We start from the raw sequence: 25178 nt of genomic DNA, 5'->3' as shown, positions 1-25178 counted from the left end.
TGCAGGTGGGCCACGCCTTGACCTTGTGCACAAACCTTGCGGAAAATCGATACCGAACTTCGCAAGCTTTCCGCAGCTTGCCCGATCCCGCTTGAGAACGCCGGCCCGGTCAGGCAATCTCGCCGCCATGCGCACCCTTCATGCCTTCATGCTTGCAGCCGTCCTCTGTTCTCCCGCCATGGCCGGGGAGACGTTCTATCCCGCGCCGGAGGGCAGGCCGGACGCCCCCGTCCTCGTCGTCTATTCCTCACTGGACGAGCCCCTGGCGCGACCGATGATCAAGGGCTTCCAGGCGGCCAACCCCGATGTGGCGGTGCGTTACGACGAGATGCTGACCGGCGAGGTCTACGACCGCGTCGTCAGGGAGACCGATGCCGGGCAGAAGACGGCCGACTTCGCGTTCTCCTCGGCGATGGACCTGCAGGTGAAGCTCAGCAACGACGGCTATGCCCAGCGCAGCGACCTGCCGATGAGCGAGCGCTGGCCGCAATGGGCCAACTGGCGCAACACGGCCTATGCGCTGACCTTCGAGCCTGCCGTCTTCGTCTACCACAAGCCGAGTTTCAAGAACGAGAAGCCGCCGGCCTCGCGCGCCGAGTTCCTCGACTATCTCAACCGCCATGGCAACGACATCTACGGCCGCATCGGCACCTACGACATCGAGCGCTCCGGCGTCGGCTTCCTGTTCATGGCGCGCGACCAGGAACAGTTCGGTGACATCTGGACGGTGATCCGGGCCATGGGGGCTGCCGGGGTGAAGCTCTATTCGACGAGCTCGGCGATCCTCGAGCGGGTCGCCGACGGCCGCTTCGTGCTCGGCTACAACATCCTCGGCTCCTATGCCGCCGACTGGGTGTCCAGGCACCCGGATGTCGGCATCGTCCTGCCGGAGGACTACACGGTCGTCATGTCGCGCATCGGGCTGGTGCCGGAGGCGGCGGCCTCGCCCGAACTCGGTCGCCGCTACCTGTCGTTCTTCATGTCGAAGGAGGGCCAGACGATCATGGCGCGGGAACTGCAGATCGCCGCCGTCTCGCCCGACGTCGCCGGCGACAATACCGCGACGGGGATGCAGGCGCTCCTGGGGGCGCAGCTCAAGCCGGTGCCCGTCAGCCCGGGGCTGATGGTCTATCTCGACCAGGTGAAGCGGGCGCGGCTGATCGCTCGCTGGAACGAGGTTCTGCGAACGCAATAGGGCGGGATCGCGCCCCGATCGTGGCGAGACTGTGCTAGGATGTCAGCTAGATGACAGGTTTTTGTGGTGGCTTGCAAAGCCCGGTGGTTCCGTGGAGGCGGCGCCGGGGCAAGGGGAGGAGAACCGCCGTCACGGCGCGGCCGGCATGAATGCCGGCACGGAGCGTTTTCTCCCTCGACAGATTGCAACGATGCGCGGCCACGGTAGCCGTGCCTGACGGAGGGTATGCCTTGAAACAGTTTTTCCTTGCTTCCATTCTTGCCGGCGCCATGGCGCTGCCTGCGTTTGCGGCCGACTACAAGATCATCGCGCCGGCCAATCCCGGCGGCGGATGGGACCAGACGGCCCGCACGCTGCAGACGGTCATGCAATCCGAAGGCATTTCCGGCAACGTGCAGGTGATCAACGTGCCGGGCGCCGGCGGAACGATCGGCCTCGCCCAGTTCGCCAGCCAGGACAAGGGCAATGCCGGCGCGCTCATCGTCGGCGGCTACGTCATGGTCGGCGCTATCCTCACGAACAAGTCGCCCGTCACGCTGAAGGACGTCACCCCGATCGCGCGGCTGACCGGTGAATACGAGGCGATCGTCGTGCCGGCATCCTCGCCGTTCCAGACTTTCGGCGATCTCGTCGAGGCGCTGAAGAAGGATCCGGGCGCAGTATCCTGGGCCGGCGGCTCGGCCGGCGGCACCGACCACATCGCCGTTGGCCTGATCGCCAAGGCGGCCGGCGTCGATCCGAAGAAGATCAACTACATCGCCTATTCGGGCGGCGGCGAGGCGCTGGCTGCGATCCTCGGCGCCCAGGTCAGCGCCGGCATTTCCGGCTATGGCGAGTTCGAATCCCAGGTGAAGGCCGGCACGCTGCGGCTGCTCGCCGTCTCCAGCGCCGACCGGCTCGAGGGTATCGACGCCCCGACGATCAAGGAAAGCGGCCTCGACGTCGTCGTCGAGAACTGGCGCATGGTTGCGGCCGCCCCCGGGCTGAGCGACGAGCAGAAGGCCGCCGTTTCGGCCGATATCGAAAAGCTCGTCAAGTCGGCCGCCTGGCAGGAACAGCTGAAGACCAAGGGCTGGCAGGACACCTATCTTTCCGGCGCAGCCTTCGACGAACAGCTGGCCAAGGACGTGTCCGCCACCGAGGGCATCCTCAAAGACATCGGACTGGTCGAATGACGGACGGGACCAAACCCGCAAGTGCAAAGCGCCGCCCCGATGGGGCGGCGTTCGTCATCGCCGTGGTGCTGGCTGCGATCGCCGGCCTCATCTTCTGGGACGTTTCGCGCCTGGCGGGCGCGGCCGGCTATTCGCAGGTCGGGCCGACGACCGTGCCCTACGCGATCGCCTGCTGTCTCCTCGGCCTTGCGATCTGGACGGCGATCGAGGCCTGGCGCGGCGAGTTTCCGGAACGCGAGCGACAGGAAGTCGCCCCGGTCGTCTGGATCGTCGGCGGGCTCGCCGCGCAGATGCTGCTCCTGAAGGTCGCGGGTTTCTCGATCGCGACGGGCCTGCTGTTCGCGCTGACGGCCGCCGGCTTCGGCAAGCGCAAGCTCTGGATCACCATTCCCGTCGGCATCGTCCTCTCCTTCGTCGTCTGGACGATCTTCGCCAAGCTTCTGCAGCTCTCCCTGCCCACCGGGCCGCTCGAGCACCTGTTCTTCTGAGGGGCGGTAGCCAATGAGTACTTTCGAATTTCTCATGCAGGGCCTGCTGGTCGCCGCTCAGCCGATGAACCTGCTCTATGCCCTGATCGGCGTCACGCTCGGAACGGCCGTCGGCGTGCTGCCGGGCATCGGCCCGGCTCTGACGGTGGCGCTCCTGCTGCCCGTCACCTACAAGCTCGACCCGGCAGGTTCGCTGATCATGTTCGCCGGCATCTACTATGGCGGCATGTATGGCGGCTCGACGACCTCGATCCTGCTCAACACGCCCGGCGAGAGTGCGTCGATCGTCACGGCGCTGGAGGGCAACAAGATGGCGCGCGCCGGCCGCGGCGGCCCGGCGCTGGCGACGGCTGCGATCGGTTCCTTCGTTGCCGGCCTGATCGCGACGCTGGCGCTCGCCTTCGTGGCCCCCTTCATCGTCAAGGTCGCGCTGGTGTTCGGGCCGCGCGAGTATTTCGCCCTGATGGTGCTCGCCTTCGTCACCGTGTCCTCGGCCTTCGGGGATTCGACCCTTAGGGGGCTGACCTCGCTTTTCGTCGGCCTGACGCTCGCCATCATCGGCATCGACCAGCTGAGCGGCCAGGCGCGCCTGTCGTTCGGCATCCCGGACCTGCTGGACGGTATCGAGGTCACCACGCTCGCGGTCGCCATGTTCGCCATCGGCGAGACGCTCTACATCGCAGCACAGGGCGACAAGGGGCCGGACAAGGTCGAGGCGGTCAAGGGATCGGTGTGGATGAACGCCGCCGACTGGGCGCGTTCGTGGAAGCCGTGGCTGCGCGGGACGGCGATCGGTTTTCCGATCGGCGCCATGCCGGCCGGCGGTGCGGAAATCGGCACCTTCCTGTCCTATGCCGCCGAGAAGCGGCTGACCAAGCATCCGGAGGAATTCGGCAACGGTGCGATCGAGGGCGTCGCCGGTCCGGAGGCCGCCAACAACGCGTCTGCCGCCGGTACGCTGGTGCCACTTCTGACACTCGGCCTGCCGACGACGGCGACGGCCGCGATCATGCTGGCCGGCTTCCAGCAATACGGCCTGCAGCCCGGTCCCTTGCTGTTTGCTACCAATCCGCAGCTCGTCTGGGGCCTGATCGCAAGCCTCCTGATCGCCAACTTCATGCTGCTGGTGCTGAACCTGCCGCTGATCGGGCTCTGGGTGAAGCTTCTGACGATCCCGAAGCCCTGGCTCTATGCGGGCATCCTGCTGTTTGCCACGCTCGGGACGATCGGCGCCAACCCATCGGTGTTCGAGCTCGGCATGCTGTTGGCGTTCGGCCTGCTCGGCTATGTCATGCGGATCTTCGGCTACCCGATCGCGCCGGTCGTGGTCGGGCTGATCCTGGGGCCGCTCGCCGAGCAGCAGCTGCGCCGGGCGCTGGCGATCAGCCAGGGAGACCTGACGACGCTGGTCGCCTCCCCGGTGGCCGTCGTCCTGCTCCTGATCGCCGCTGCGGCCCTCGTCATCCCGCTGATCCTGCGGGCGCGGGGCCGCGGACAGGTGCTGTCGCAGCTGGCGGCGAACGAGGACTGAGCCGCTCGCCTGATCGGCAAAAACAGGAATCTGCACAAGAAGCAGGCCGCAATCGATTGCGGCCTGCTTTCGTTGCATGGCTGCCCTGCTGATCTATCCATTGAATGCAAGGCAGTTTGGTATCATCTATTGTGCATCGCAACAGGGCATAGGCCCTAGAGAAGAGAGCAAGACCATGAACCAGAATCGCAATGGTGTTCGCCACGGTTTCCTGGGCCGCGCATTCGCGGTTCTCGGCGCGGCAAGTGCAGCCGCAGCAGCGGTCGAAGGCAACCGTCGTCCGAAGGATCGCGACCTGCGGACCCTCGGCATCGACCCGGCCAGCTTCCCGAAGTAAGCATCGTCCGCAAAGGACGGGAGGGTCCGGCCGGTCTTAACGGCGGATCCTGTGCCCCGCGAGGCACATGGCAGTGACAGCAGTATTCAGCAAAAGGCCCGGCGATCCGAGATCGCCGGGCCTTTTCTTGTCTCGGTGAAGGAGCAGCGGCGCCGGGATGGCGCCGCCGTCCGGGTCAGACGTTTTCTACCGGCTGGGCGCCGTGTGCCTCGGCCAGTTCCCGCCGGTTATAGCGGATCGAGGACCAGAGCGAGATGCCGATGAGGCCGGCGCCGCCGAGGCCGGTGATGACCTCCGGAATATGCACCAGCGTCTGGCAGTACATGATCACCGACAGGATCAGGATCGCGTAGAAGGCGCCGTGCTCCAGGTAGCGGTATTCGGCGAGCGTGCCCTTGTCGACCAGCATGATCGTCATCGAACGCACATACATGGCGCCGATGCCGAGGCCGATGGCGATGATGAAGAGGTTCTGCGTCAGTGCAAACGCGCCGATCACGCCGTCGAACGAGAAGCTCGCATCGAGCACCTCGAGGTAGATGAAGGCGCCGAGGCCACCCTTTGCGGCCGCGCTCATCGTCTGCTGCGATGCATCCAGGAGGCCACCCACGACTTCGACGGCCAGGAAGGTCAGCAGACCGTAGATGGCCGAATAGACGAAGCTGTCCGCCGCCTCGCCTTCGAGGAAGGTCGAGAAGACGAGGATCAGGATCAGGACGAAGGCGATCTCCACGCCCTTGATCGTCGCATAGCGGGCCATGCGCTTCTCGATGAAGGCGATCCAGTGCACGTCCTTCTCATGGTCGAAGAAGTAGGTGAGGCCGACCATCATCAGGAAGGTGCCGCCGAAGGCTGCGATCGGCAGATGCGCCTCGTGCATGATCCGGGCGTATTCCTCCGGCTGTCTGGCCGCCAGCACGATCGCCTCGATCGGGCCGATCTGGGCCGCGATCACGACGATCAGAAGGGGGAAGACGATACGCATACCGAAGACGGCGATGAGGATGCCCCAGGTCAGGAACCGGTGTTGCCACTCCGGCGTCATGTCCTTGAGCTTGTTGGCGTTGACGATGGCGTTGTCGAAGGACAGCGAGATCTCCAGCACCGCAAGCACGGTGCAGATGAAGAAGACCGTCGCCATTCCGCCGATCGTACCGGTGGTCTGCCATCCGAGCCAGGCGCCGAGAAGGAGGCCGAGCGCGGTGACAATGAAGGCCCAGGTGAAATAGGACAGTGAACTTTTCGGCTGTACGCGCGTGGTCATGCCCGCACCTCGCTTTCGAGGACGGAATTTACACGGTTGCAGATGGGAAAAAGGCGCGTGCCAGAAAGGGCATGCGCATCAGGCATGTTCAGGATTTTCATGTTCTTGAATCCGCCGGCTTAATTGCTGGCGGTACCGACATCACGAGAGCGCCGTAAAAACTCTCGCCAGAGGGGCCCGGCACCAAAGTTTGGTGCTGCGGCGGGATGTCCGGGGCCGCAGCAATTCGTTTTCCCCGAAGCGGGCCGTTTCGTCAAGCTTTTTCGCGCAGCGGCCGGCCCAGAGGCACATCGGTCCGACGGTGAAAGAAATGGATGCCGGCGGCGTACACAAGCCGGCATTCTGTCCCTATATTCCGGGGATCAGACCTGCCACACGAGGAACACTTCACAATGAGCGCACCTTCCAAGATCAGCCCCGCCCTCACTCATTGGAGCGGGATCAACGGCCTGCCGCGCTTCGACCTCGTCTCCGACGACAGTTTTGCCGAAGCGTTCGATGCGGCCTTCGCCCTGCACGAGGCGGAGATCGATGCGATCGCGAGCAACGCCGAGGCGCCGACCTTCGACAACACCGTCACGGCGCTCGAGATCGCCGGCGATGAGCTATCGCGCGTCTCGGCGCTGTTCTGGAGCCGCGCCGGCGCCAATACCAACGAGATCATCCAGGCGCTGGAGCGCGAGATCGCGCCGAAGATGTCGCGGCACTATTCGAAGATCGGCAACAATGCCGAACTCTTCGCCCGAATCGATGCGCTGTGGGAGGGGCGCGACGGGCTCGGGCTTTCGCTCGAGCAGACGCGCGTGCTGGAGCGGCACTGGAAGGGTTTCGTCAAGTCCGGCGCCAAGCTCGCAAAGCCCGAGCAGGAACGGCTGTCGGCCATCAACGAACAGCTCGCCGGGCTCGGCGCGCAATTCGGCCAGAACGTGCTTGCCGACGAGAAGGACTGGTCGCTGCTGCTTTCCGCGGAAGCCGACCTCGAGGGGCTGCCGGACTTCCTCAAGGATGCGATGGCGGCGGCGGCCCGCGACCGGGGTGCGGAGGGCGGATACGCGGTAACGCTGTCGCGCTCGATCATCGAGCCGTTCCTGACGTTTTCCGCCCGGCGCGAACTGCGCGAGCAGGCGTTCCGCGCCTGGACGGCACGCGGCATCACCGGCGGAGCTACCGACAACCGCGCGATCGTGCGCGAGACGCTGGCCTTGCGGGCGGAGAAGGCGGCACTTCTGGGCTACGAGAACTATGCCGCGCTCAAGCTCGACAACACGATGGCGAAGACGCCCGATGCCGTGAACGGGCTTCTCACCCAGGTCTGGGAGAAGGCTGTGGCGCGCGCGACGGAGGAAGAGCAGGAACTTGCCCGCCTCGTCGCCGCCGAAGGGCGCAATCATCCCGTCATGCCGTGGGACTGGCGGTACTATGCGGAAAAGCTGCGTGCCGAAAAATTCGACTTCTCCGAGGCCGAGCTGAAGCCCTATCTGCAGCTGGAAAAGGTGATCGAGGCGTGCTTCGACGTCGCCGGGCGGCTGTTCGGCATCTATGCCGTTCCGCTTGCGGGTGTGCCGGCCTATCACCCGGACGTACGCGTCTTCGAGATCCGCGACCGCGACAACAGGCTCGTCGCCATGTTCCTCGGCGACTATTTCGCCCGGTCCTCCAAGCGCTCCGGCGCCTGGATGAGCTCCTACCAGAGCCAGCACAAGCTACCGCTGAAGAACGGCACTACCGGCGAGATCCCGATCATCTACAACGTCTGCAATTTCGCCAAGCCGGCCGAGGGCAAGCCGGCGCTGCTGTCGCTCGACGACGCGCGCACGCTGTTCCACGAATTCGGCCATGCCCTCCACGGCATGCTGTCGGACGTGACCTATCCGTCGGTCTCGGGCACCGGCGTCTCGCGCGACTTCGTCGAGCTGCCCTCGCAGCTCTACGAGCACTGGCTGACGGTGCCGGAGATTTTGAGAACCTACGCCGTGCACTACGAGACCGGCGAGCCGATGCCGCAGGCGCTCCTGGACAAGGTGCTGGCGGCGCGCACCTTCAACGCCGGCTTCGCCACCGTGGAGTTCACCTCTTCGGCCCTGGTCGACATGGCCTTCCATACGCAGGGTGCGATCGAGGATCCGATGGCGGTTCAGGGCGAGGTGCTGGGAGAGATCGGCATGCCGGCATCGATCGTCATGCGCCATGCGACGCCGCACTTCCAGCATGTCTTTTCCGGGGACGGCTATTCGGCCGGCTACTATTCCTACATGTGGTCGGAGGTCCTCGATGCCGACGCGTTTGCCGCCTTCACCGAGACCGGCGACGCCTTCGACCCCGGCATGGCGGCGAAGCTGAAGGCCAACATCTATTCCGTCGGCGGCGCCATCGACCCCGAGGACGCCTACAAGGCCTTCCGCGGCAAGCTGCCGTCGATCGACGCGATGCTGGAGAAGAAGGGCCTGGCGGCCTGACCCCGGCTGCGTGACGTGCCCACCCTTCCCTTGAGAGGGGTGGGCATCCCCACGTCATCCTCCCGTCACCGAACTGTATCGCCGACGTCATCGATCCGTAACGTCGATGACACGTGACCGCCCGATGGTCGGCCGCGCGGATCGGACAGCGATTCGCGCGGTATCGACGAGGGATTCATGGCGACGGCGGCCGACCTCCTGACACGGCGCTCCTTTCTGTTGACGGCGAGCGCCGCCGGCCTTGCGGCCTCCTCGGCGCTGGCCGTCCCGCACTATGCCCGGCGTCACGGCAGCCCGGTCTTCACCCATGGCGTCCAGTCGGGCGACGTCGACACCTCGTCGGGCATGATCTGGGCGCGAACCGATCGGCCGGCGGAGATCGCGGTCGAGTATTCCACCACCGAGAGTTTCACCAATGCCACGCGCGGCCCGGTCCTGAAGGCGGGACAGGAGACAGACTTCGCTGCAAAGCATCTGCTGACGGAGCTCCTGCCGGACCAGGACATCTTCTACCGGCTGACGGCGACGGATCCCTCTTCCGCGCATCTGGTCTCCGAACCGATCGTGGGCCGGTTCCGGACCGCGCCGCTGCGGCGGCGCTCGGTCCGGTTCGTCTGGTCCGGCGATACGGCCGGGCAGGGCTGGGGCATCGACGACATCGGCATGAAGACCTACTCGACCATGCTGCTGCACGAGCCGGATTTCTTCATCCATTCCGGCGACACGATCTATGCCGACAATCCCATCCCCGACGAGATCCGGCTTCGCGACGGCACGATCTGGAAGAACCGCATCGTCAGCGACGAGAAGCGCGAGGTGGCGCGCACACTTTCGGAATATCGCGGGCAGTGGAAATACAACATGCTCGACCGGCACCTGCTGGACTTCAACGCGCAATGCCCGACATTCTTCCAGTGGGACGATCACGAGGTGCTGAACAACTGGTCGGCCTCCAAGGATCTCCGGGACGATCCGCGCTATCCGGAAAAGGATATCGCCGTCTATGCCGGGCGCGCCAAGCGCGCCTTCCAGGAGATGACGCCGATCCGCTATTGCGCCGACGAGCCCGGGCGGATCTTCCGCAAGATCGCCTATGGTCCGCTGCTCGACGTGTTCTTCGTCGACCTGCGCTCCTATCGCGATGCCAACCGCGGCAGATCCGACCATCATCTGTTCGGCCGGCGACAGGCGGACTGGCTGAAGCGCGAACTTGCCGCGTCGAAGGCCACGTGGAAGGTGATCGCCTGCGACATGCCGCTCGGCGTGATGATCTGGGACGACTACGGCCTGAAGGTCGGCTACGAGGGGGTCGCCGACGGGCTGAACGGACCGCCTGCGGGACGCGAGCGCGACATCGCCGACCTGCTCTCGTTCATGCGCGACAACGCGATCCGCAACGTCGTCTGGCTCACCGCCGACATCCACTATACCGCCGCCCATCACTACGATCCGGCGCGCGCGGCGTTCAGGGAATTCGAGCCGTTCTGGGAGTTCGTCTCCGGACCGCTGCATTCGGGCACCTACGGGCCGCATCCGCTCGACATGACGTTCGGGCCGGAGGTGCGCTTCATGAAGGCGTCGGGCGGCGGGGTCGACAGCAATCTGCCGCCCTCGGCCGGCCTGCAGTTCTTCGGGCTCGTCGACATTGAGGGCTCCAGCCAGCAGATGACCGTGCGGCTGATGGACCGGGAGGATAGGGAACTGTGGAACGTCACACTCGATCCGGCGGTGACGGCCTGAACGCCGGCGTACAGAGTTTCGGCCTGCCTCTTTCGCAATTGCGTAAAACCATGTATGGAGCGCGCCAAATGCACGCGGTGCCTCCTTGTTCGTGCGCGCCCAGAACCTCAGAGATCAGAACATGTCCATTCGCAATATCGCGATCATCGCGCACGTCGACCATGGCAAGACCACGCTCGTCGACGAGCTCCTGAAGCAGTCCGGTTCCTTCCGTGAAAACCAGCGCGTCGCCGAGCGCGTGATGGACTCCAACGACATCGAAAAAGAACGCGGCATCACCATCCTCGCCAAGGCGACTTCGGTCGAGTGGAAGGGGACGCGCATCAACATCGTCGACACGCCCGGCCACGCCGACTTCGGCGGCGAGGTCGAGCGCATCCTGTCGATGGTGGACGGCGCGATCGTTCTCGTCGACAGTTCCGAAGGCCCGATGCCGCAGACGAAGTTCGTCGTCGGCAAGGCGCTCAAGGTCGGCCTGAAGCCGATCGTCGCGATCAACAAGATCGACCGTCCGGACGGCCGTCACGAGGAAGTGCTGAACGAGGTGTTCGACCTGTTCGCCAATCTCGACGCCACCGACGAGCAGCTCGACTTCCCGATCCTCTATGGTTCGGGCCGTAACGGCTGGATGAACGTCAACCCGGAAGGCCCGCAGGACGAAGGCATGGCGCCGCTGCTCGATCTCGTGCTCAAGCACGTGCCGGAGCCGACGGTTGCCGAAGGTCCGTTCCGCATGATAGGCACGATTCTGGAAGCCAACCCCTTCCTCGGCCGCATCATCACCGGCCGCATCCATTCGGGCTCGATCAAGCCGAACCAGACCGTCAAGGTCATCGGCCAGGACGGCCAGCTCATCGAGAACGGCCGTATCTCGAAAATCCTCGCCTTCCGCGGCATCGAGCGCACGGCGATCGAAGAGGCCCATGCGGGCGACATCGTCGCCATCGCCGGCCTGACCAAGGGCACGGTCGCCGACACGTTCTGCGATCCGTCGGTCACTGAAGCTCTCAAGGCCCAGCCGATCGATCCGCCGACCGTCACCATGTCCTTCATCGTCAACGACAGCCCGCTCGCCGGCACCGAAGGCGACAAGGTGACGAGCCGCGTCATCCGCGACCGTCTGTTCAAGGAAGCCGAAGGCAACGTCGCGCTGAAGATCGAGGAGTCGGGCGACAAGGATTCGTTCTTTGTCTCCGGCCGCGGCGAACTCCAGCTTGCCGTCCTCATTGAGACCATGCGCCGCGAGGGCTTCGAGCTTGCCGTTTCGCGTCCGCGCGTCGTCATGCACAAGGACGAGGCGACCGGCCAGATGCTCGAGCCGATCGAGGAAGTCGTCATCGACGTCGACGAGGAGCATTCCGGCGTCGTCGTGCAGAAGATGTCGGAGCGCAAGGCCGAGATGGTCGAACTGCGCCCGTCCGGCGGCAACCGCGTCCGCCTCGTCTTCTTCGCGCCGACCCGCGGCCTGATCGGCTACCAGTCGGAACTGCTGACCGATACGCGTGGCACGGCGATCATGAACCGCCTGTTCCACGACTACCAGCCCTACAAGGGCGAGATCGGCGGGCGCGTCAACGGTGTGCTGCTCTCCAACGAAGCCGGCGAAGCGGTCGCCTATGCGCTCTTCAACCTGGAAGACCGCGGCCCGATGGTCATCGACGCGGGCGAGAAGGTCTATATGGGTATGATCGTCGGCATCCACACGCGCGACAACGACCTCGAGGTGAACGTCCTGAAGGGCAAGAAGCTCACCAACATCCGCGCCGCCGGCAAGGATGAGGCCGTGCGCCTGACGCCGCCGATCAAGATGACGCTGGAGCGCGCGCTTTCCTGGATCCAGGACGACGAACTCGTCGAGGTGACGCCGAAGTCGATCCGCCTGCGCAAGCTCTATCTCGATCCGAACGATCGCAAGCGCTTCGAGAAGCAGCGTACGGCGGGTGCTGCCTGATTCGCGCCGAAGGCGTAAAAACATCCCCGAATTGATCATGGCCCCGGCAGAAATGCCGGGGCCTTTTTCATGTGTGTGCCGCCCTATTACGGCTTGTGGCGTTTCTTAAAAAAGCGTTAACTTTCCTCAAGGCCGCAGGCAAACTTGCCTGTGGGCAAGGGGATCTCGGGAAGGAGCCGGGATTCTCGCGGAGTCGGTGCGGGTTTAGAGTCATTTCGATGAAAACACTATCGATCGATGTGCGACGTGCCGAGCCGCAGGACGCGGCGGCCATCTCCGAGGCCCACAGGGCGTCGTGGCTGCATGCCTATGCGGGCATCATCCCCCACAAGCCGCTGGTGCAGATGGTTCAGCGGCGCGATGCGGCGTGGTGGCGCAAGGCGACCCGCGGCCCGGCAACGCTGCTCGTGCTCGACGTCGCCGGCGTGATCGCCGGCTATGCCACGCTCGGCCTGAACCGGGCGCGCGCCCTGCCGCAGGACGGCGAGATCTACGAGATCTATCTTCGGCCGGAGTATCAGGGTCTCGGTCTCGGCCGGATGCTGTTCGGCGAAAGCAAGCGGCTGCTGAAATCGCTCGGCTGCGAGGGCATGGTAGTCTGGTGCCTGGAGGAGAGCGATATGGCCGAACGGTTCTTCCGCGCCGCCGGCGGGACCGATATCGCCGAGGGCATGGAGGATTTCGGCGAGAAGGAACTGAAGAAGATCGGCTTCATCTTCCGCTAGGCCGTTTCTGCACCGCCGCGCCGCGCGGATTGACTTCCGCCATCCGGGCCATACCTGAACAGGCGATCGCATCGCCGTTCTCCCCAAGGGGGCGAGCGTGCGACGGTCCAGCCTGGAGGAGAGGCTTGCCATGCGAACCAAGGTGATTGCTCTCGCGTTCCTTTCCATCGCCTGTCACCCTGCCGCCCACGCCCAGGAGGGCGACGCCGCGGCCGGCGAAACGGTCTTCAAGAAATGTGCCGTCTGTCATGTCGTGGATACGGATACGAACAAGGTCGGTCCGTCGCTGCACGGGATCTTCGGACGCACGGCCGGTACCCATCCCGACTACAGGTACTCGAACGCGATGACGGAGGCCGGCAAAGGCGGCCTCGTCTGGGACGATGCCACGCTACGCGACTACCTGCACAATCCCAAGGCGAAGGTGAAGGGCACGAAGATGGTGTTTCCCGGCCTGAAGGACGACGCCGACATCACCAATCTGCTCGCCTATCTGAAGCAGCACGCGACGTAGCGGGCCGGGGGCGGCCCGGGCGGGGTGCCGAAGCCATCCGGTCCGGCAATTGCCTGCCATTTTCTTTCGTGAGATAGTTCTAACGCAGATTGCAGATTGATGCCCACGGCCGGGACCGGCAGGAGGGACGGATATGGCAGTCGTACTGGTGCTGGTGGCGATCGCGCTCGGGTCGGTGCTCTTTCATCTCCTGAGCCCTTGGTGGTGGACGCCGATCGCCTCCAACTGGAGCTACATCGACCACACCCTCGTCATCACGTTCTGGATCACCGGCGCGGTCTTCGTCGCCGTGGTGTTGTTCATTGCCTATTGCGTCTGGCGCTTCCGCTACCAACCGGGGCGGCGGGCGGCATACGAACCGGAGAACCGCAGGCTGGAGAGCGGGCTTGCCGTCGGCACCGCGGTCGGCGTCTTCGCCATGCTGGCGCCCGGCCTGTTCGTCTGGCACCAGTTCATCACCGTTCCGCCGGAGGCCTCGGAGATCGAAGTCGTGGGTCAGCAGTGGCTGTGGAGCTTCCGGCTGCCGGGGGCGGACGGCAGGCTCGGGCGGGCTGAGACGCGGGACGTGACACCCGACAATGCGCTCGGGATCGACAAGGCCGATGCCGACGCGCTGGACGATATCGTCATCGAGGGCGGCGAACTGCATCTGCCGATCGGCAAGCCGGTGAAGGTGCTGCTGCGCTCCGTCGACGTGCTGCACGATTTCTACGTCCCTGAGTTCCGCGCCAAGATGGACATGATCCCCGGCATGGTCACCTATTTCTGGCTGACGCCGACGCGCACCGGCACCTTCGACATCCTCTGTGCCGAACTGTGCGGCGTCGGCCATCCGATGATGCGGGGCACGGTCGTCGTGGACACCGAGGCCGACTACGAGACCTGGCTCGCCGGACAGGCGACATTCGAGAAATTGCAGGCCGCCACGCCGGCCGCGACAACGGTGGCGGAGGTGCCTGCGAAATAGAGCGCCGGATCCGGGAGGGATCGGGAGAAGGAGGAGAACGATGGTGGAGGCATCTGGGGCAGGCGAGGTCATTCCGCCCGCTGCGGTGGAGGACGTCGAGCTCTATCATCCGCACAGCTGGTGGACGCGCTACGTCTTCAGCCAGGATGCGAAGGTCATCGCCATCCAGTATTCCTGCACGGCGATCGCCATCGGGATGGTGGCGCTGGTGCTGTCCTGGCTCATGCGGATCCAGCTCGCCTTTCCGGGCGCGCTTACCTTCCTCGATGCCGAGCGCTACTACCAGTTCATCACCATGCACGGCATGATCATGGTGATCTACCTGCTCACCGCGCTCTTCCTCGGCGGTTTCGGCAACTACTTGATCCCGCTGATGGTCGGCGCGCGCGACATGGTGTTTCCCTACGCCAACATGCTGAGCTTCTGGCTGTATCTCGTGGCGGTGCTGGTGCTGGTGGCGAGCTTCTTCACCTCCGGCGGCCCAACGGGGGCGGGCTGGACGCTCTATCCGCCGCAGGCGATCCTGTCCAATACGCCGGGCGGGCAGGACTGGGGCATCGTCCTGATGCTGGTCTCGCTCGTCATCTTCATCATCGGGTTCACCATGGGCGGCCTCAACTATGCCGTCACCGTCCTGCAGGGGCGGACCCGCGGGATGACGCTGATGCGCATGCCGCTCACGGTTTGGGGCATCTTCACTGCGACCGTGATGGCGCTGCTTGCCTTTCCGGCGCTGTTCGTCGCCTGCGTCATGATGCTGTTCGACCGGCTGGCTGGCACCAGCTTCTTCATGCCGGCCATCGTCGAGATGGGCGAGCAACTCAAGCATGGCGGCGGCAGTCCGATCCTGTTCCAGCACCTGTTCTGGTTCTTCGGCCATCCGGAGGTCTACATCGTCGCCCTACCGGCCTTCGGCATCGTGTCCGATCTGATCAGCACGCATGCGCGCAAGAACATCTTCGGCTACCGCATGATGGTCTGGGCGATCGTCATCATCGGCGCGCTTTCGTTCGTCGTCTGGGCGCACCACATGTATGTCAGCGGCATGAACCCCTATTTCGGCTTCTTCTTCGCCACGACGACGCTGATCATCGCGGTGCCGACGGCGTTGAAGGTCTACAACTGGACGCTGACGCTCTGGCGCGGCAACATCCACCTGACCCTGCCGATGCTGTTTGCGCTCGCCTTCATCGTCACCTTCGTCAATGGCGGGCTGACCGGGCTGTTCCTCGGCAACGTCGTTGTCGACGTGCCCCTGTCCGACACGATGTTCGTCGTCGCCCATTTCCACATGGTGATGGGGGTGGCGCCGATCCTCGTGATCTTCGGCGCGATCTATCACTGGTATCCGAAGATCACCGGGCGGATGCTCAACGAAGGAATGGGCCAGGTGCATTTCTGGATCACCTTCCTCGGCGCCTACCTGATCTTCTTTCCGATGCACTATGTCGGGCTCGTCGGCGTTCCGCGACGCTACAACGAGATCGGCGAGACCAGTTTCGTGCCGGCATCGGTGCACGACCTGAACGTCTTCATCACCGTCATGGCGCTCGTGGTCGGCGCAGCGCAGATCCTGTTCCTGTTCAACCTCGCCTGGAGCCTGCGGCACGGTCGCGAGGCCGGCGGCAATCCCTGGCGGGCGACGACGCTCGAATGGCAGACGCCGCAGACCCCGCCGGCGCACGGCAACTGGGGCAAGGACCTGCCCGTCGTCTATCGCTGGGCCTATGACTACAGCGTGCCGGGCGCGCCGGAGGACTTCATCCCGCAGAACCAGCCGGGTCTCTTTCCGACGCGGGAGGCCGGCGCATGAGCGCGATGCTCCTGTTCCTCTGCGTGATCGCGGCGATCGCCATCTGGTGGTCGGCCGGGCAGGGGCTGATGTCGAAACCCTGGCTGGAGGTCGGGGTTGCCGCAGCCGGCAGGCCGCAAGACGGGGTCGATCCCGACCGGCCGAAACTGCCGGCCCAAAAGATCGGGCTCGGCGTGTTCCTCGTGGTCGTCGGCGCGCTGTTCACGCTTTTCATCAGCGCCTACCTGATGCGCGTGAACACGCAGGACTGGTGGGCAACGCCGGTTCCGCGGCTGCTTTACATCAATACGGGCATCCTCTTCGCCAGCAGCCTCTGCCTGCACTGGGCGAAGGTCGAGGCCTTCCGTGGCCGGCGCGACCCGTTGAGGACGGCGATGCTGGCCGGACTTGCGAGCGCGCTTGCGTTCGTCACGGGACAGGTCTTCGCCTGGCGGCAGCTGGCGGCGGCGGGCTACACGCTGACCGACGATGCCTCCACCAGCTTCTTCTATGTGATCACCGGCATGCACGGCCTGCACATTCTCGGCGGCATGGTCGCGCTCGTGCGGACGGCGCGTCTCGTGCGGGCCGAACCGGTCGTCTCGCCACGGCTGCGGCTCAGCGTCGAGCTCTGCGCCACCTACTGGCATTTCATGCTCGCCGTCTGGCTCGTGCTGCTGGCGCTGTTTGCGGGATGGGCCGGCAGCATCGTCGCCTTCTGCCGGCAACTGGTCACATAGGGAGACGGGGTCATGGCGCAGGTCGTTCAGACACATTCCGAAAAGCCGCACCTGCCGCCGGATGGCCGGCAGGGCTTCGTGTCGGACTGGGCCTCGGACCAGCAGGTGTTCAAGAACGTCTCCTGGGGGAAGGCCATGATGTGGATCTTCCTGCTCAGCGACACCTTCATCTTCGGCTGCTTCCTGATCGCCTACATGACGGCGCGGATGTCGACGGTGGTGCCCTGGCCCAATCCCAGCGAGGTCTTCGCGCTGACGATCGCAGGGCACGAGATCCCGCTGATCCTGATCGCCATCATGACCTTCGTGCTGATCACCTCGAGCGGCACGATGGCGATGGCCGTCAACTACGGCTACCGGCGCGATCGCCGCATGACGGCGCTGCTGATGCTGGTGACGGCGATCTTCGGCGCGACGTTCGTCGGCATGCAGGCCTTCGAATGGACCAAGCTGATCCACGAGGGCGTGCGGCCGTGGGAGAACCCGTGGGGTGCCGCGCAATTCGGCTCGACCTTCTTCATGATCACCGGCTTTCACGGTACCCACGTGACGATCGGGGTGATCTTCCTGCTCATCATCGCCCGGAAGGTCTGGCGCGGCGACTTCGACACCGAACGGCGCGGTTTCTTCACCAGCCGGAAGGGGCGCTACGAGATTGTCGAGATCACCGGTCTCTACTGGCACTTCGTCGACCTCGTCTGGGTCTTCATCTTCGCGTTCTTTTATCTGTGGTGAGGCAGCGTCATGGCACAGGCAACCGTCGAGACCTCAGGGCACGGAGCCGTCCCGGCATCGGGAGAGGCCGAGCACCAGCAGCATCCGATCAGGCTCTACCTCGTCGTGTGGGGGCTGCTCTTCGTGCTCAGCATCTGCTCGTACATGGTCGATTATTTCGGCGTGCAGGGGCTGTGGCGCTGGTCGCTCATCATCGTCTTCATGCTCCTGAAGGCGGGGCTCATCGTGGCGTTCTTCATGCACATGGCCTGGGAGCGACTGGCCCTGATCTATGCGATCCTGCTGCCGCCGCTCGCCGTCCTGGTCTTCGTCGCCCTGATGGTGCCCGAGGCGCATCATACGCTGCTGACGCGGCTTGCCTTCTTCGGTGCGACCCCCGGCAACTGAGCCCGCTTGAAGGGCGGAACCGGCGGTCGGCCCGTTCTCCGCTACCAATGGCTTGTTGCGTTGCAGCGCGTTTCGCTTTACGAAGCCGCGGAATTCCACTGCACTTAACGGAGCGATCATGCGCATCGATGCAATCTCCATCGGCAAGAACCCGCCGGAAGACGTCAACGTCATCGTCGAGGTTCCCGTCGGCGGTCACCCGATCAAGTACGAGATGGACAAGGAGGCCGGCGCGCTGGTCGTCGACCGCTTCCTTTATACGCCGATGACCTATCCGGGCAACTACGGCTTCGTGCCGCATACGCTGTCCGAAGATGGCGACCCGATCGACGTGCTGATCGCCAACACCCGTCCCCTCGTTCCGGGCTGCGTCATCAATGTCCGCCCGATCGGCGTCATGGTCATGGAAGACGACGGCGGCAAGGATGAGAAGATTCTCGCCGTGCCGGTGCCGAAGCTGACGCGCCGCTACGACAAGGTCGAGAACTACACGGACCTGCCCGAAATCACGCTGAAGCAGATCGAGCACTTCTTCGAGCACTACAAGGATCTGGAGCCCGGCAAGTGGGTGAAGATCGCGGGCTGGCAGGACGTGAACGTCGCCAAGAAGCTCATCGTAGAGGCGATCGAGCGCTACAAGGCGGACAAAAAGTAAACCGTCCCGCCTACAGGCCGAGCTTTCTCAGGATATCCTCCGGGTCGCCCTCGATCCGGAGGATTTTCTTTCTCTGCGTCTCGCCGCTTGCGAGGGTGACGGCCGATTTGGCGACGCCGGCGGCCTTCGCCACAACATCCACCAAGGCCTTGTTCGCCCGTCCCTTCTCCGGCACCGCGCGGACGCGGACCTTGAGATGGCGCTCTCCTTGCGCATCCGTGTCGATCCCGTCGCGGCCGCCGTTCGGGGTCAGGCGGACCGTCACCGTCACGTGACCGTCGTGCCGGCGAAAGGGCATGTCCTCAGAGGCCGAGGAGCGCCGGCGCCAGCACGCTGCGGATGATCTGCTCGAGGAAGAAGAGGATGATCAGGACCACGATCGGCGACAGGTCGACGCCGCCGAAATCCGGCAGGAAACGGCGGATCGGCCGATAGACCGGCTCGGTCAGGTTGTAGAGCGCGCGGCCGATCGAGGCGATGACCTGGTTGTTGGTGTTGATCACGTTGAACGCATAAAGCCAGGAAAAGATGGCCGATGCGATGATGATGAACCACGCGATGCTGATGATGAACAGCAGGGTGTTGATGATCGCGATCATGGTTGTCTCGTTGTCTCCGGTTGCTTGCGACCACATGTAGCCATTGGCCGTCCCGCCAGCAAGTGGCCCCTGTTCCTGCTACCGCAAACATGTTTAATGCGCGTCATGCGTCCTATCGTCGTATGAAAGTTCAAGCTGCATGTCCACGCCCACCGAGGGCCACCGGTTCGCCGCCTTCAGGCACCCCTCCTACGCCCGCTTTTTCGTCTCCCGTTTTCTGAACTCGTTCTCGACGCAGATCGTCAGCGTGGCAGTCGGCTGGCAGATGTATGACCTGACCGGCGACCCTTTCATGCTTGGCCTGATCGGGCTGATGCAGTTCATGCCCTCGCTCGCGCTCATCCTCGTCACCGGTTCGGTGGCCGACCGGTACAACCGGCGCATGGTCATGGCGATCTGCCTTGGGGTCTGCACGCTCTGTGCCGCAGTGCTGCTCGGGCTGACCGAGCTTGGTCGGTTCACGCCGCTTTCGGTCTTCGCCGTGCTCGTCGTCTTCGGCGTCGCGCGCGCCTTTCTCGGCCCGGCCATGCAGTCGCTGGCGCCCAACCTGGTGCCGGAAAAAGATCTCTCCAATGCGATCGCGTGGAACTCGACGGCGCAGCAGACGGCGACGATCGTCGGGCCGGTGACCGGAGGCCTGCTGTACGGGTTGGGCGTCGCCGTGCCCTATGCCGTCAGCATCGTCCTGTTCGTGGCCGCGTCCGTGGCCGTCATCTCGATCCCCAAGCCGCCGCAGCGCATCGCCAGTGCCGCAAAGAACTGGGAGAGCCTGGTCGCCGGATTCCGCTATATCCGGGCGGAGAAGGTGGTGCTGGGGGCGATCTCGCTCGATCTGTTCGCCGTCCTGCTCGGCGGGGCCATCGCGCTGATGCCGGTGTTTGCCCGCGATATCCTGGCACTCGGCCCCTGGGGGCTGGGCCTGCTGCGGTCGGCGCCCGGCGTCGGGTCCGTGGCCATGGCCTTCTGGCTCGCCGCGCATCCGATCCGCCATCGCGCGGGCGTCCTGATGCTGATCGGCGTCGGCCTCTTCGGGCTGGGCACCGTCATCTTCGGCCTGTCGCAATGGGCCTGGCTATCGATCGCCGCGCTGGTGATCATGGGGGCGTCGGACATGATCTCGGTCTATGTCCGCAACTCGCTCGTCATGCTCTGGACGCCGGACGAACTGCGTGGTCGCGTAACGGCGGTGAACATGGTCTTCGTCGGCGCCTCGAACGAGCTCGGCGAGTTCCGGGCAGGTACGATGGCTGCGATGATCGGCGCGGTGCCGGCCGTGGTGATCGGAGGTATCGGCACGATCGTCGTGTCCGCCCTCTGGGCCCTCTGGTTTCCGAAGTTGCGGAGAATCGATTCGCTCGCCGTCCCGGACAGACGTCGCCTGCCAGGGTAACCAGCACGAAAGGCGCCCGCCGCCCTCAGTTCTCGTGGAAGATACGGTCCAAAAAGCCCATCATCCACTGGCGCAGCGCGGCATCGTGCACCAGCCTGCCGTCGAGATGGGCGCTGCCGACCTGCGCGCCCGGCAGCTCGAAGCGCTGGGCCCCGTGCACGACCCAGCGGTGCATCATCGCCAGCGTCAGCTCGCCGTGGAACTGGATGCCCCAGGCATTGTCGCCGTAGCGGTAGGCCTGGTTTTCGTAATGCTCGCCGGTGGCCAGCAGCGTGGCGCCGGCGGGAATCGTGAAGCCCTCGCGGTGGAACTGGTAGACCATCGAGGGCCAGGTCATCAGGTCCCGCCCCGCATCCGTCGGCTGCAGCGGGTACCAGCCGATCTCGGTCATGCCGTCGACATGCGGGCCGACCTCCCCGCCGAGGTGGCGCACCAGCATCTGCGCGCCGAGGCAGATGCCGAGGAAGGGGCGATCTTCGGAGAGCGGCACCTGCAGCCAGTCGATCTCGCGCCTGATGTAGTCGAGATGGTCGTCATTCGCGCTCGTCGGGCCGCCGAAGACGATGGCGCCGGCATGCCCGTCGAGCGTTTCGGGCAGGGGTTCGTCGAGCACGGGGCGTCGAATGTCCAGCGCGTATCCCGCCTGCTGGAGGATCTGGCCGACGCGGCCGGCACTGGACGTTTCCTGATGGAGGACGATGAGGATCGGGCGGTCTTTCGGACCGGGCCTGCGTGGTATCTGAAGCATCTCGTCGGCTATCCTGGCACGCTTCCCTCCGGGTTCGACATCTTCCCGGCAAGGCGCGCAATGCAATCCAAAATGTCAGAGGTGGTCATGCCTGTCCACCCGATTGCGTGCCGGCGGAGGGGTCGATGCCTTCAGTCGGCCGCGTCTTCCGTGGCGCCGCGGCGGCCGGCAACCTCCTGCCGCTTCATGATCCGCTCCCGACCGGAAACGCCGAGGAGGTCGGCGATCCGCCAGATCGCGTGGTCCTCGAGCTCGCTGCGATCGCCGTCGGCATAGACGATCTCCCAGAGCAGGCCGACGAGATCGACCTTCTGTTCGTCCGAGAGCTGCCGCTTCAGTTCGGAGGTGAACTGGAAGAAGTCGATCGCCTCGCTGGCGGCAGCCGTGCCGGTGTCGACGAGCGCCTTGAATTGGGCTTCATCGAGGCCGTAGAGCTCCTGGAAGCGTTCCCTGAGCGCGGAGCGTTCCGCATCCAGGATGTGGCCGTCGGACTCCATGACCTGGATGCATAGCGCCATGACGGCCACGCGCGGATCCCCGGCCTCGTAGTTCTGTCTTCCCGTGCCTGAAAGACCGGAGAGGAAACGCTGCAATTTTTCGAACATATTGCCCCTGGAATGTCGCTGTGAGATGGACCGGCACCAAGACAGGTCCCGGTCCTAGAAGAAACGGAAGCCGCCGTTTGCGGTGCCGGCCTCCCTGTTTGCTTCGGCCTTGACGCCCGGATCGTCCGGCAGGCCGCCGAAGAAGGGTTTCGGCTCGTCTGCGGCAGGTGTGGCCCGGGCCGCGGTCGCGGGCGGCGGTCCCGCCTTCTCCACGGGCTGTGCCCCGACATCTGGCTTCAGCGCGATTTCTCCCGCAGGCTCCGGCTTTTTCGCAGGCGGACTTGCGACGGCCCGGTCGGCGATCGCCACGGGCGGCAGCGTGCGGATGGCCTCCTCGGCAGGGTTGACCGCGCCGTTTTCGATCGGCCCCTGCCATTCGCTGACCGGCGTCTTCCACTCGAAGGCGTCGAGCTTGCCGGTGACCGGCGAGACGGGAAGCCATTCCGGCGACGTCACGCCGTCGGCGGTCCAGGCGGGATCGCGCGGCGCCTTCAGCGCCTGGTTCATCCAGTGGCGGATCCGGCCCTGGTCGCCGGTATCGGCGTCCTCGATGTCGGCAAGCAGCAGGAAGGTACGCTCGCTCGGCGCCAGCCTTGCGGCAGCCTCGGCCTTGGGACGCGCCACGGCGAACTGGCGCGCGTCGAGCGCCGCCTGGGCGACGGCGAAGAGCGTCTCGGCATTGTTCGGATGCAGCGCTTCCAGCTTCTCTGCGCGCTTGAGCCGGTCGAGCGCGGAATCGCCGGTGCGGGAGTGGACGAAAAGGCGGGCGACATCGGGGTGCGGGCCGGCCTTCCACAATCGCTCGAGAATGTTGGACGCCTTGCGCAGATTGTCCTCGCGCAGATAGGCCTTTGCCGCGATCAGGCCCGCCGGAACGAAGGTCTCGTCGATCTTCAGGGCCGCGAGCGCATCGTCGCGGGCGGCCTTCGGGTCGGTCTGGCTTTCCAGCCTCGCGCGTGCACGGGCAGTCAGCAGGACGACCTTGCGCCGGTCGAGCTGCTTTCGCTCTTCGGGGGAGGCGGGCCTGTGGTGGTCGACGAGTTTCAGCGCCTCGTCCCATTCGCCGGTCCGCGAGTGTTGTTCCAGAACCGCATCGGCGGCCCAAGGCAGCTGCGGCGCGGTTTCGGCGGCGCGCTCGGCATACTGCCGCGCGGCCTCCGAGGCGCCGAGACGGCGTGCCTCGAGGTAGAGCCCGCGCAGGCCGAGTTCGCGTGTCTCCGGATCGTCGGCCATCAGCTCGAACTTGCGGCGGGCCTCGTCGTGGTTGCCTTCGATCAGTGCGGCCTGGGCTTCGAGAAGGTGCACCAGCGGCTCCTGGTCCGCCCTGATCAGGCCCTTGGCGCGCGACAGCATCTTGCGGGCGGAGGCGGCATCGCCGGCGCCGGCGGCAATCAGCCCGGTCGACAGGGCCTGGTAGCCGCGATCACGCTTGCGGGCACGGAAATGACGCTGGAGCGCATGGGGCGAGGTCAAGACGACGCGCAGAAGCCACCAGACGAAGATCACTGCCGCCATCAGCGAAACGGTGATCGTGGCGGCAACCATCAGGCTCATGGCGATGCGCTGGCCTTGCCAGATGATCGACAGTTCGCCGGGCCGGTCGGCCAGCCAGGCAAAGCCGAGACCGAGGGCGAGCACGAGGAGAACGAAGCAGAGCAGTCTTGTCATGATCGGTGCGCCCCTCAGCCCTGGTTGCCGTTCTTCGCCATGGCGCCGGAGACGATGGCGCCGACGCCGTCCTCCACCGCGATCCTGCGGTCGAGTTCCGCCCTGAAGGGCGCGCCTGCGTTGCGCGCGGTTTCCGGCAGCGCCTGCCATTCGATCTGGGCGCCCTTGAGGTCGCCGTTCTGCAGCTTGTTTTCGATGCGCGCCACGATCGCCTCGGGACTGTCGCCCTCGACGCTGCCGACCGGCCGCACGGTGATGACGGACGAGGCGCTGGCCAGCAGGCGGTCGACGATGCCTTGCTCGCCGGTCGGCCGGTGCACGGCTTCGATCATCTGGTCGGCGACCGGCTGGAACTGCCGCACCAGGTCGGCGCGCGAAGGTACGCCGGTCGGCGCCTGCTCGCGCAAGGGGGCGATGGAGGGATCGTCCGGCGAGACGCTGGCATAGGCCTCCAGTTCGGCGAGATAGGGGCCGCCGCGCTCGATCGCCGTCTTCAGTGCGGTTGCGGCCACGGCCCGCGCCATGGCGACGTCGTCGCGCGGCTCGGCAAGCTTCTGCTCGGCCGCGTCGATCCGCTCGGACAGTTGCGCGGACTGGTCGGATACGGCGCGTTCGGCAGCGGCAGCGCGGTCGCCCAGCGCTGCGAGGTCCGTCGAAAGCTTGCCGACCGTGGCCTGAAGGGTCGCGATCGACTGCTGGGCCGCCTCGTCCATGCCGCCGGCGACGGGGTTTGCGGCAGCCTGTTCAAGGGCTGCAAGGCGGCTTTCGACCGGCTGCAGATCGGCTGCGGGCGAAGATGCGGCTGCCCGGAGGGCGTTCACCTGCGACTTCAACGCTTCCAGTTCCGCGCTGAGCGGGGCAAGTTCGCCGCCGGCCCTTGCGCCCGGGCCGAGTGCGGGCAGGTAGCCGCCATATTGCAGGGCGCCGGCGCCCGCCAGGGCCACGAGGCCGCCGACGATGGCGGCCGCAAACGCGCCCGACTTGCTCGGCGGCTGTACGGCATGCGGCGGGGGTGCGGCTTCGAACTGCTGCTCATGGCGGGGTTCTGTCGGAGGCTCCTCGAAGGTGGGCGCTGCCGCATCGGGACCAGTGTCGGCGGCCGGTTCCGGAGCAGACTCGTCCGTGGCAGAGAAGGGTTCCCGGCCGGTCGTTTCCTGTTCGGCGGTCGTTTTCCCGGTGATGACGTCCCCGGCGGCCCCCTGTTCAGGGAGGGCTTGCTCGGGCGTTACCTTGTCCGGGGACTTCTGTTCGGGGATCCGGGCCTCGGTCCGGGTCGCGTCGGTTCCGGCCGACGCCATGGCCACGTCCGGTGCACCGGGGGCGGCAGGCGAGGTCTTCGCTTCCGCGGTCGCCGGCGCTGCCTCCAGGTCGATCGTCACGGGCGTCGCGCTTTTCTTTCGGCGTGGCGGCTTTTCCGGGTCCATGACGGCCTCCTTGCTTTCCAATGCGATACGGTAAACCTAGTAAGGGAAGCCCGGCAGGGAAAGCCCTTCCTTCGATTTAGGTGCCCGGAAGG

The 25178-nt window shown here is 65.3% G+C and carries 24 protein-coding genes; 17 read left to right on the top strand and 7 right to left on the bottom strand.

Features of this window, described 5'->3' with window-relative positions; translation table 11 throughout:
* Positions 1–148: 148 nt before the first annotated feature.
* The 5 genes from LQK81_RS10355 (at position 149) to LQK81_RS10335 (ending at position 4726) form a co-directional block, all read left to right on the top strand.
* Positions 149–1195, top strand: coding sequence for an ABC transporter substrate-binding protein (locus LQK81_RS10355; protein ID WP_230806529.1), 1047 nt, complete (start codon positions 149–151; stop codon positions 1193–1195).
* A 230-nt stretch (positions 1196–1425) separates the two neighbouring features.
* Complete coding sequence (locus tag LQK81_RS10350; protein WP_230806029.1) at positions 1426–2370, top strand: Bug family tripartite tricarboxylate transporter substrate binding protein; 945 nt, start codon at positions 1426–1428, stop codon at positions 2368–2370.
* The gene (locus tag LQK81_RS10345; protein WP_230806027.1) at positions 2367–2858 is read left to right on the top strand and encodes a tripartite tricarboxylate transporter TctB family protein; all 492 of its coding nucleotides are present in this window, start codon (positions 2367–2369) and stop codon (positions 2856–2858) included. The genes LQK81_RS10350 and LQK81_RS10345 overlap by 4 nt, the downstream gene beginning before the upstream one ends.
* Positions 2859–2871: 13 nt before the next feature.
* Positions 2872–4389, top strand: coding sequence for a tripartite tricarboxylate transporter permease (locus tag LQK81_RS10340; RefSeq protein ID WP_230806025.1), 1518 nt, complete (start codon positions 2872–2874; stop codon positions 4387–4389).
* A gap of 76 nt (positions 4390–4465) precedes the next feature.
* Complete coding sequence (locus tag LQK81_RS10335) at positions 4466–4726, top strand: hypothetical protein (RefSeq protein WP_230806554.1); 261 nt, start codon at positions 4466–4468, stop codon at positions 4724–4726.
* Between the two features lie 175 nt (positions 4727–4901).
* Here LQK81_RS10335 and LQK81_RS10330 read toward each other — a convergent pair whose 3' ends face one another.
* Positions 4902–5990 carry a DUF475 domain-containing protein gene (locus LQK81_RS10330; protein ID WP_230806023.1) on the bottom strand — a complete coding sequence of 363 codons (1089 nt, stop codon included), beginning with the start codon at positions 5988–5990 and terminating at the stop codon, positions 4902–4904.
* A gap of 392 nt (positions 5991–6382) precedes the next feature.
* Between LQK81_RS10330 and LQK81_RS10325 the strand changes: the two genes are divergently transcribed.
* From LQK81_RS10325 to ppa, 11 genes are all read left to right on the top strand, one after another.
* On the top strand, positions 6383–8446 hold the full coding sequence (locus LQK81_RS10325; RefSeq protein WP_230806021.1) for a M3 family metallopeptidase: 2064 nt from the start codon (positions 6383–6385) through the stop codon (positions 8444–8446).
* Between the two features lie 177 nt (positions 8447–8623).
* Complete coding sequence (locus LQK81_RS10320; protein ID WP_230806019.1) at positions 8624–10186, top strand: alkaline phosphatase D family protein; 1563 nt, start codon at positions 8624–8626, stop codon at positions 10184–10186.
* A gap of 121 nt (positions 10187–10307) precedes the next feature.
* A complete protein-coding gene (typA, locus tag LQK81_RS10315; protein WP_230806017.1) occupies positions 10308–12137 on the top strand; it encodes a translational GTPase TypA in 1830 nt (609 codons plus the stop codon).
* Positions 12138–12355: 218 nt separating this feature from the next.
* Entirely contained in the window at positions 12356–12862 is a 507-nt protein-coding gene (locus LQK81_RS10310) for a GNAT family N-acetyltransferase (RefSeq protein ID WP_230806015.1), read from the top strand.
* 130 nt (positions 12863–12992) lie between these two features.
* Positions 12993–13376: a c-type cytochrome gene (locus LQK81_RS10305; protein ID WP_230806013.1), complete on the top strand. Its 384-nt coding sequence runs from the start codon at positions 12993–12995 to the stop codon at positions 13374–13376.
* Positions 13377–13509: 133 nt separating this feature from the next.
* Positions 13510–14343, top strand: coding sequence for a cytochrome c oxidase subunit II (locus LQK81_RS10300; protein ID WP_230806011.1), 834 nt, complete (start codon positions 13510–13512; stop codon positions 14341–14343).
* A gap of 40 nt (positions 14344–14383) precedes the next feature.
* Complete coding sequence (ctaD, locus tag LQK81_RS10295) at positions 14384–16156, top strand: cytochrome c oxidase subunit I (protein WP_230806009.1); 1773 nt, start codon at positions 14384–14386, stop codon at positions 16154–16156.
* Entirely contained in the window at positions 16153–16875 is a 723-nt protein-coding gene (locus tag LQK81_RS10290; RefSeq protein WP_230806006.1) for a cytochrome c oxidase subunit 3, read from the top strand. Before ctaD ends, LQK81_RS10290 begins: the two co-directional genes overlap by 4 nt.
* Before the next feature lie 12 nt (positions 16876–16887).
* Positions 16888–17610: a heme-copper oxidase subunit III family protein gene (locus tag LQK81_RS10285; RefSeq protein ID WP_230806004.1), complete on the top strand. Its 723-nt coding sequence runs from the start codon at positions 16888–16890 to the stop codon at positions 17608–17610.
* A 9-nt stretch (positions 17611–17619) separates the two neighbouring features.
* On the top strand, positions 17620–17997 hold the full coding sequence (locus LQK81_RS10280) for a cytochrome C oxidase subunit IV family protein (protein ID WP_230806002.1): 378 nt from the start codon (positions 17620–17622) through the stop codon (positions 17995–17997).
* A 118-nt stretch (positions 17998–18115) separates the two neighbouring features.
* Entirely contained in the window at positions 18116–18652 is a 537-nt protein-coding gene (ppa, locus tag LQK81_RS10275) for an inorganic diphosphatase (RefSeq protein WP_230806000.1), read from the top strand.
* Between the two features lie 10 nt (positions 18653–18662).
* On the opposite strand, the gene LQK81_RS10270 is transcribed toward ppa, so the two are convergent.
* The gene (locus tag LQK81_RS10270; protein WP_230805998.1) at positions 18663–18950 is read right to left on the bottom strand and encodes a DUF167 family protein; all 288 of its coding nucleotides are present in this window, start codon (positions 18948–18950) and stop codon (positions 18663–18665) included.
* Between the two features lie 4 nt (positions 18951–18954).
* The gene (locus tag LQK81_RS10265; RefSeq protein ID WP_230805996.1) at positions 18955–19251 is read right to left on the bottom strand and encodes a YggT family protein; all 297 of its coding nucleotides are present in this window, start codon (positions 19249–19251) and stop codon (positions 18955–18957) included.
* A 139-nt stretch (positions 19252–19390) separates the two neighbouring features.
* On the opposite strand from LQK81_RS10265, the gene LQK81_RS10260 reads away from it, so the two are divergent.
* Positions 19391–20641, top strand: a complete 1251-nt coding sequence (locus tag LQK81_RS10260) for an MFS transporter (RefSeq protein WP_230805995.1) — start codon at positions 19391–19393, stop codon at positions 20639–20641.
* A gap of 25 nt (positions 20642–20666) precedes the next feature.
* On the opposite strand, the gene LQK81_RS10255 is transcribed toward LQK81_RS10260, so the two are convergent.
* From LQK81_RS10255 to LQK81_RS10240, 4 genes are all read right to left on the bottom strand, one after another.
* A complete protein-coding gene (locus LQK81_RS10255; protein WP_230805994.1) occupies positions 20667–21389 on the bottom strand; it encodes a glutamine amidotransferase in 723 nt (240 codons plus the stop codon).
* A gap of 131 nt (positions 21390–21520) precedes the next feature.
* Positions 21521–21994 (bottom strand): tellurite resistance TerB family protein, encoded by a 474-nt coding sequence (locus LQK81_RS10250; protein WP_230805993.1) that lies wholly within the window; start codon positions 21992–21994, stop codon positions 21521–21523.
* 54 nt (positions 21995–22048) lie between these two features.
* Complete coding sequence (locus LQK81_RS10245) at positions 22049–23662, bottom strand: heme biosynthesis protein HemY (protein ID WP_230805992.1); 1614 nt, start codon at positions 23660–23662, stop codon at positions 22049–22051.
* Between the two features lie 14 nt (positions 23663–23676).
* On the bottom strand, positions 23677–25086 hold the full coding sequence (locus tag LQK81_RS10240; protein WP_230805991.1) for a COG4223 family protein: 1410 nt from the start codon (positions 25084–25086) through the stop codon (positions 23677–23679).
* Positions 25087–25178: the final 92 nt, after the last annotated feature.

This window comes from Rhizobium sp. GN54, from assembly GCF_021026345.1.
GTDB lineage: Bacteria > Pseudomonadota > Alphaproteobacteria > Rhizobiales > Rhizobiaceae > Mycoplana.
Note: the sequence above shows the minus strand (reverse complement) of the source record. Positions and strands in the feature narration are given on the sequence as shown.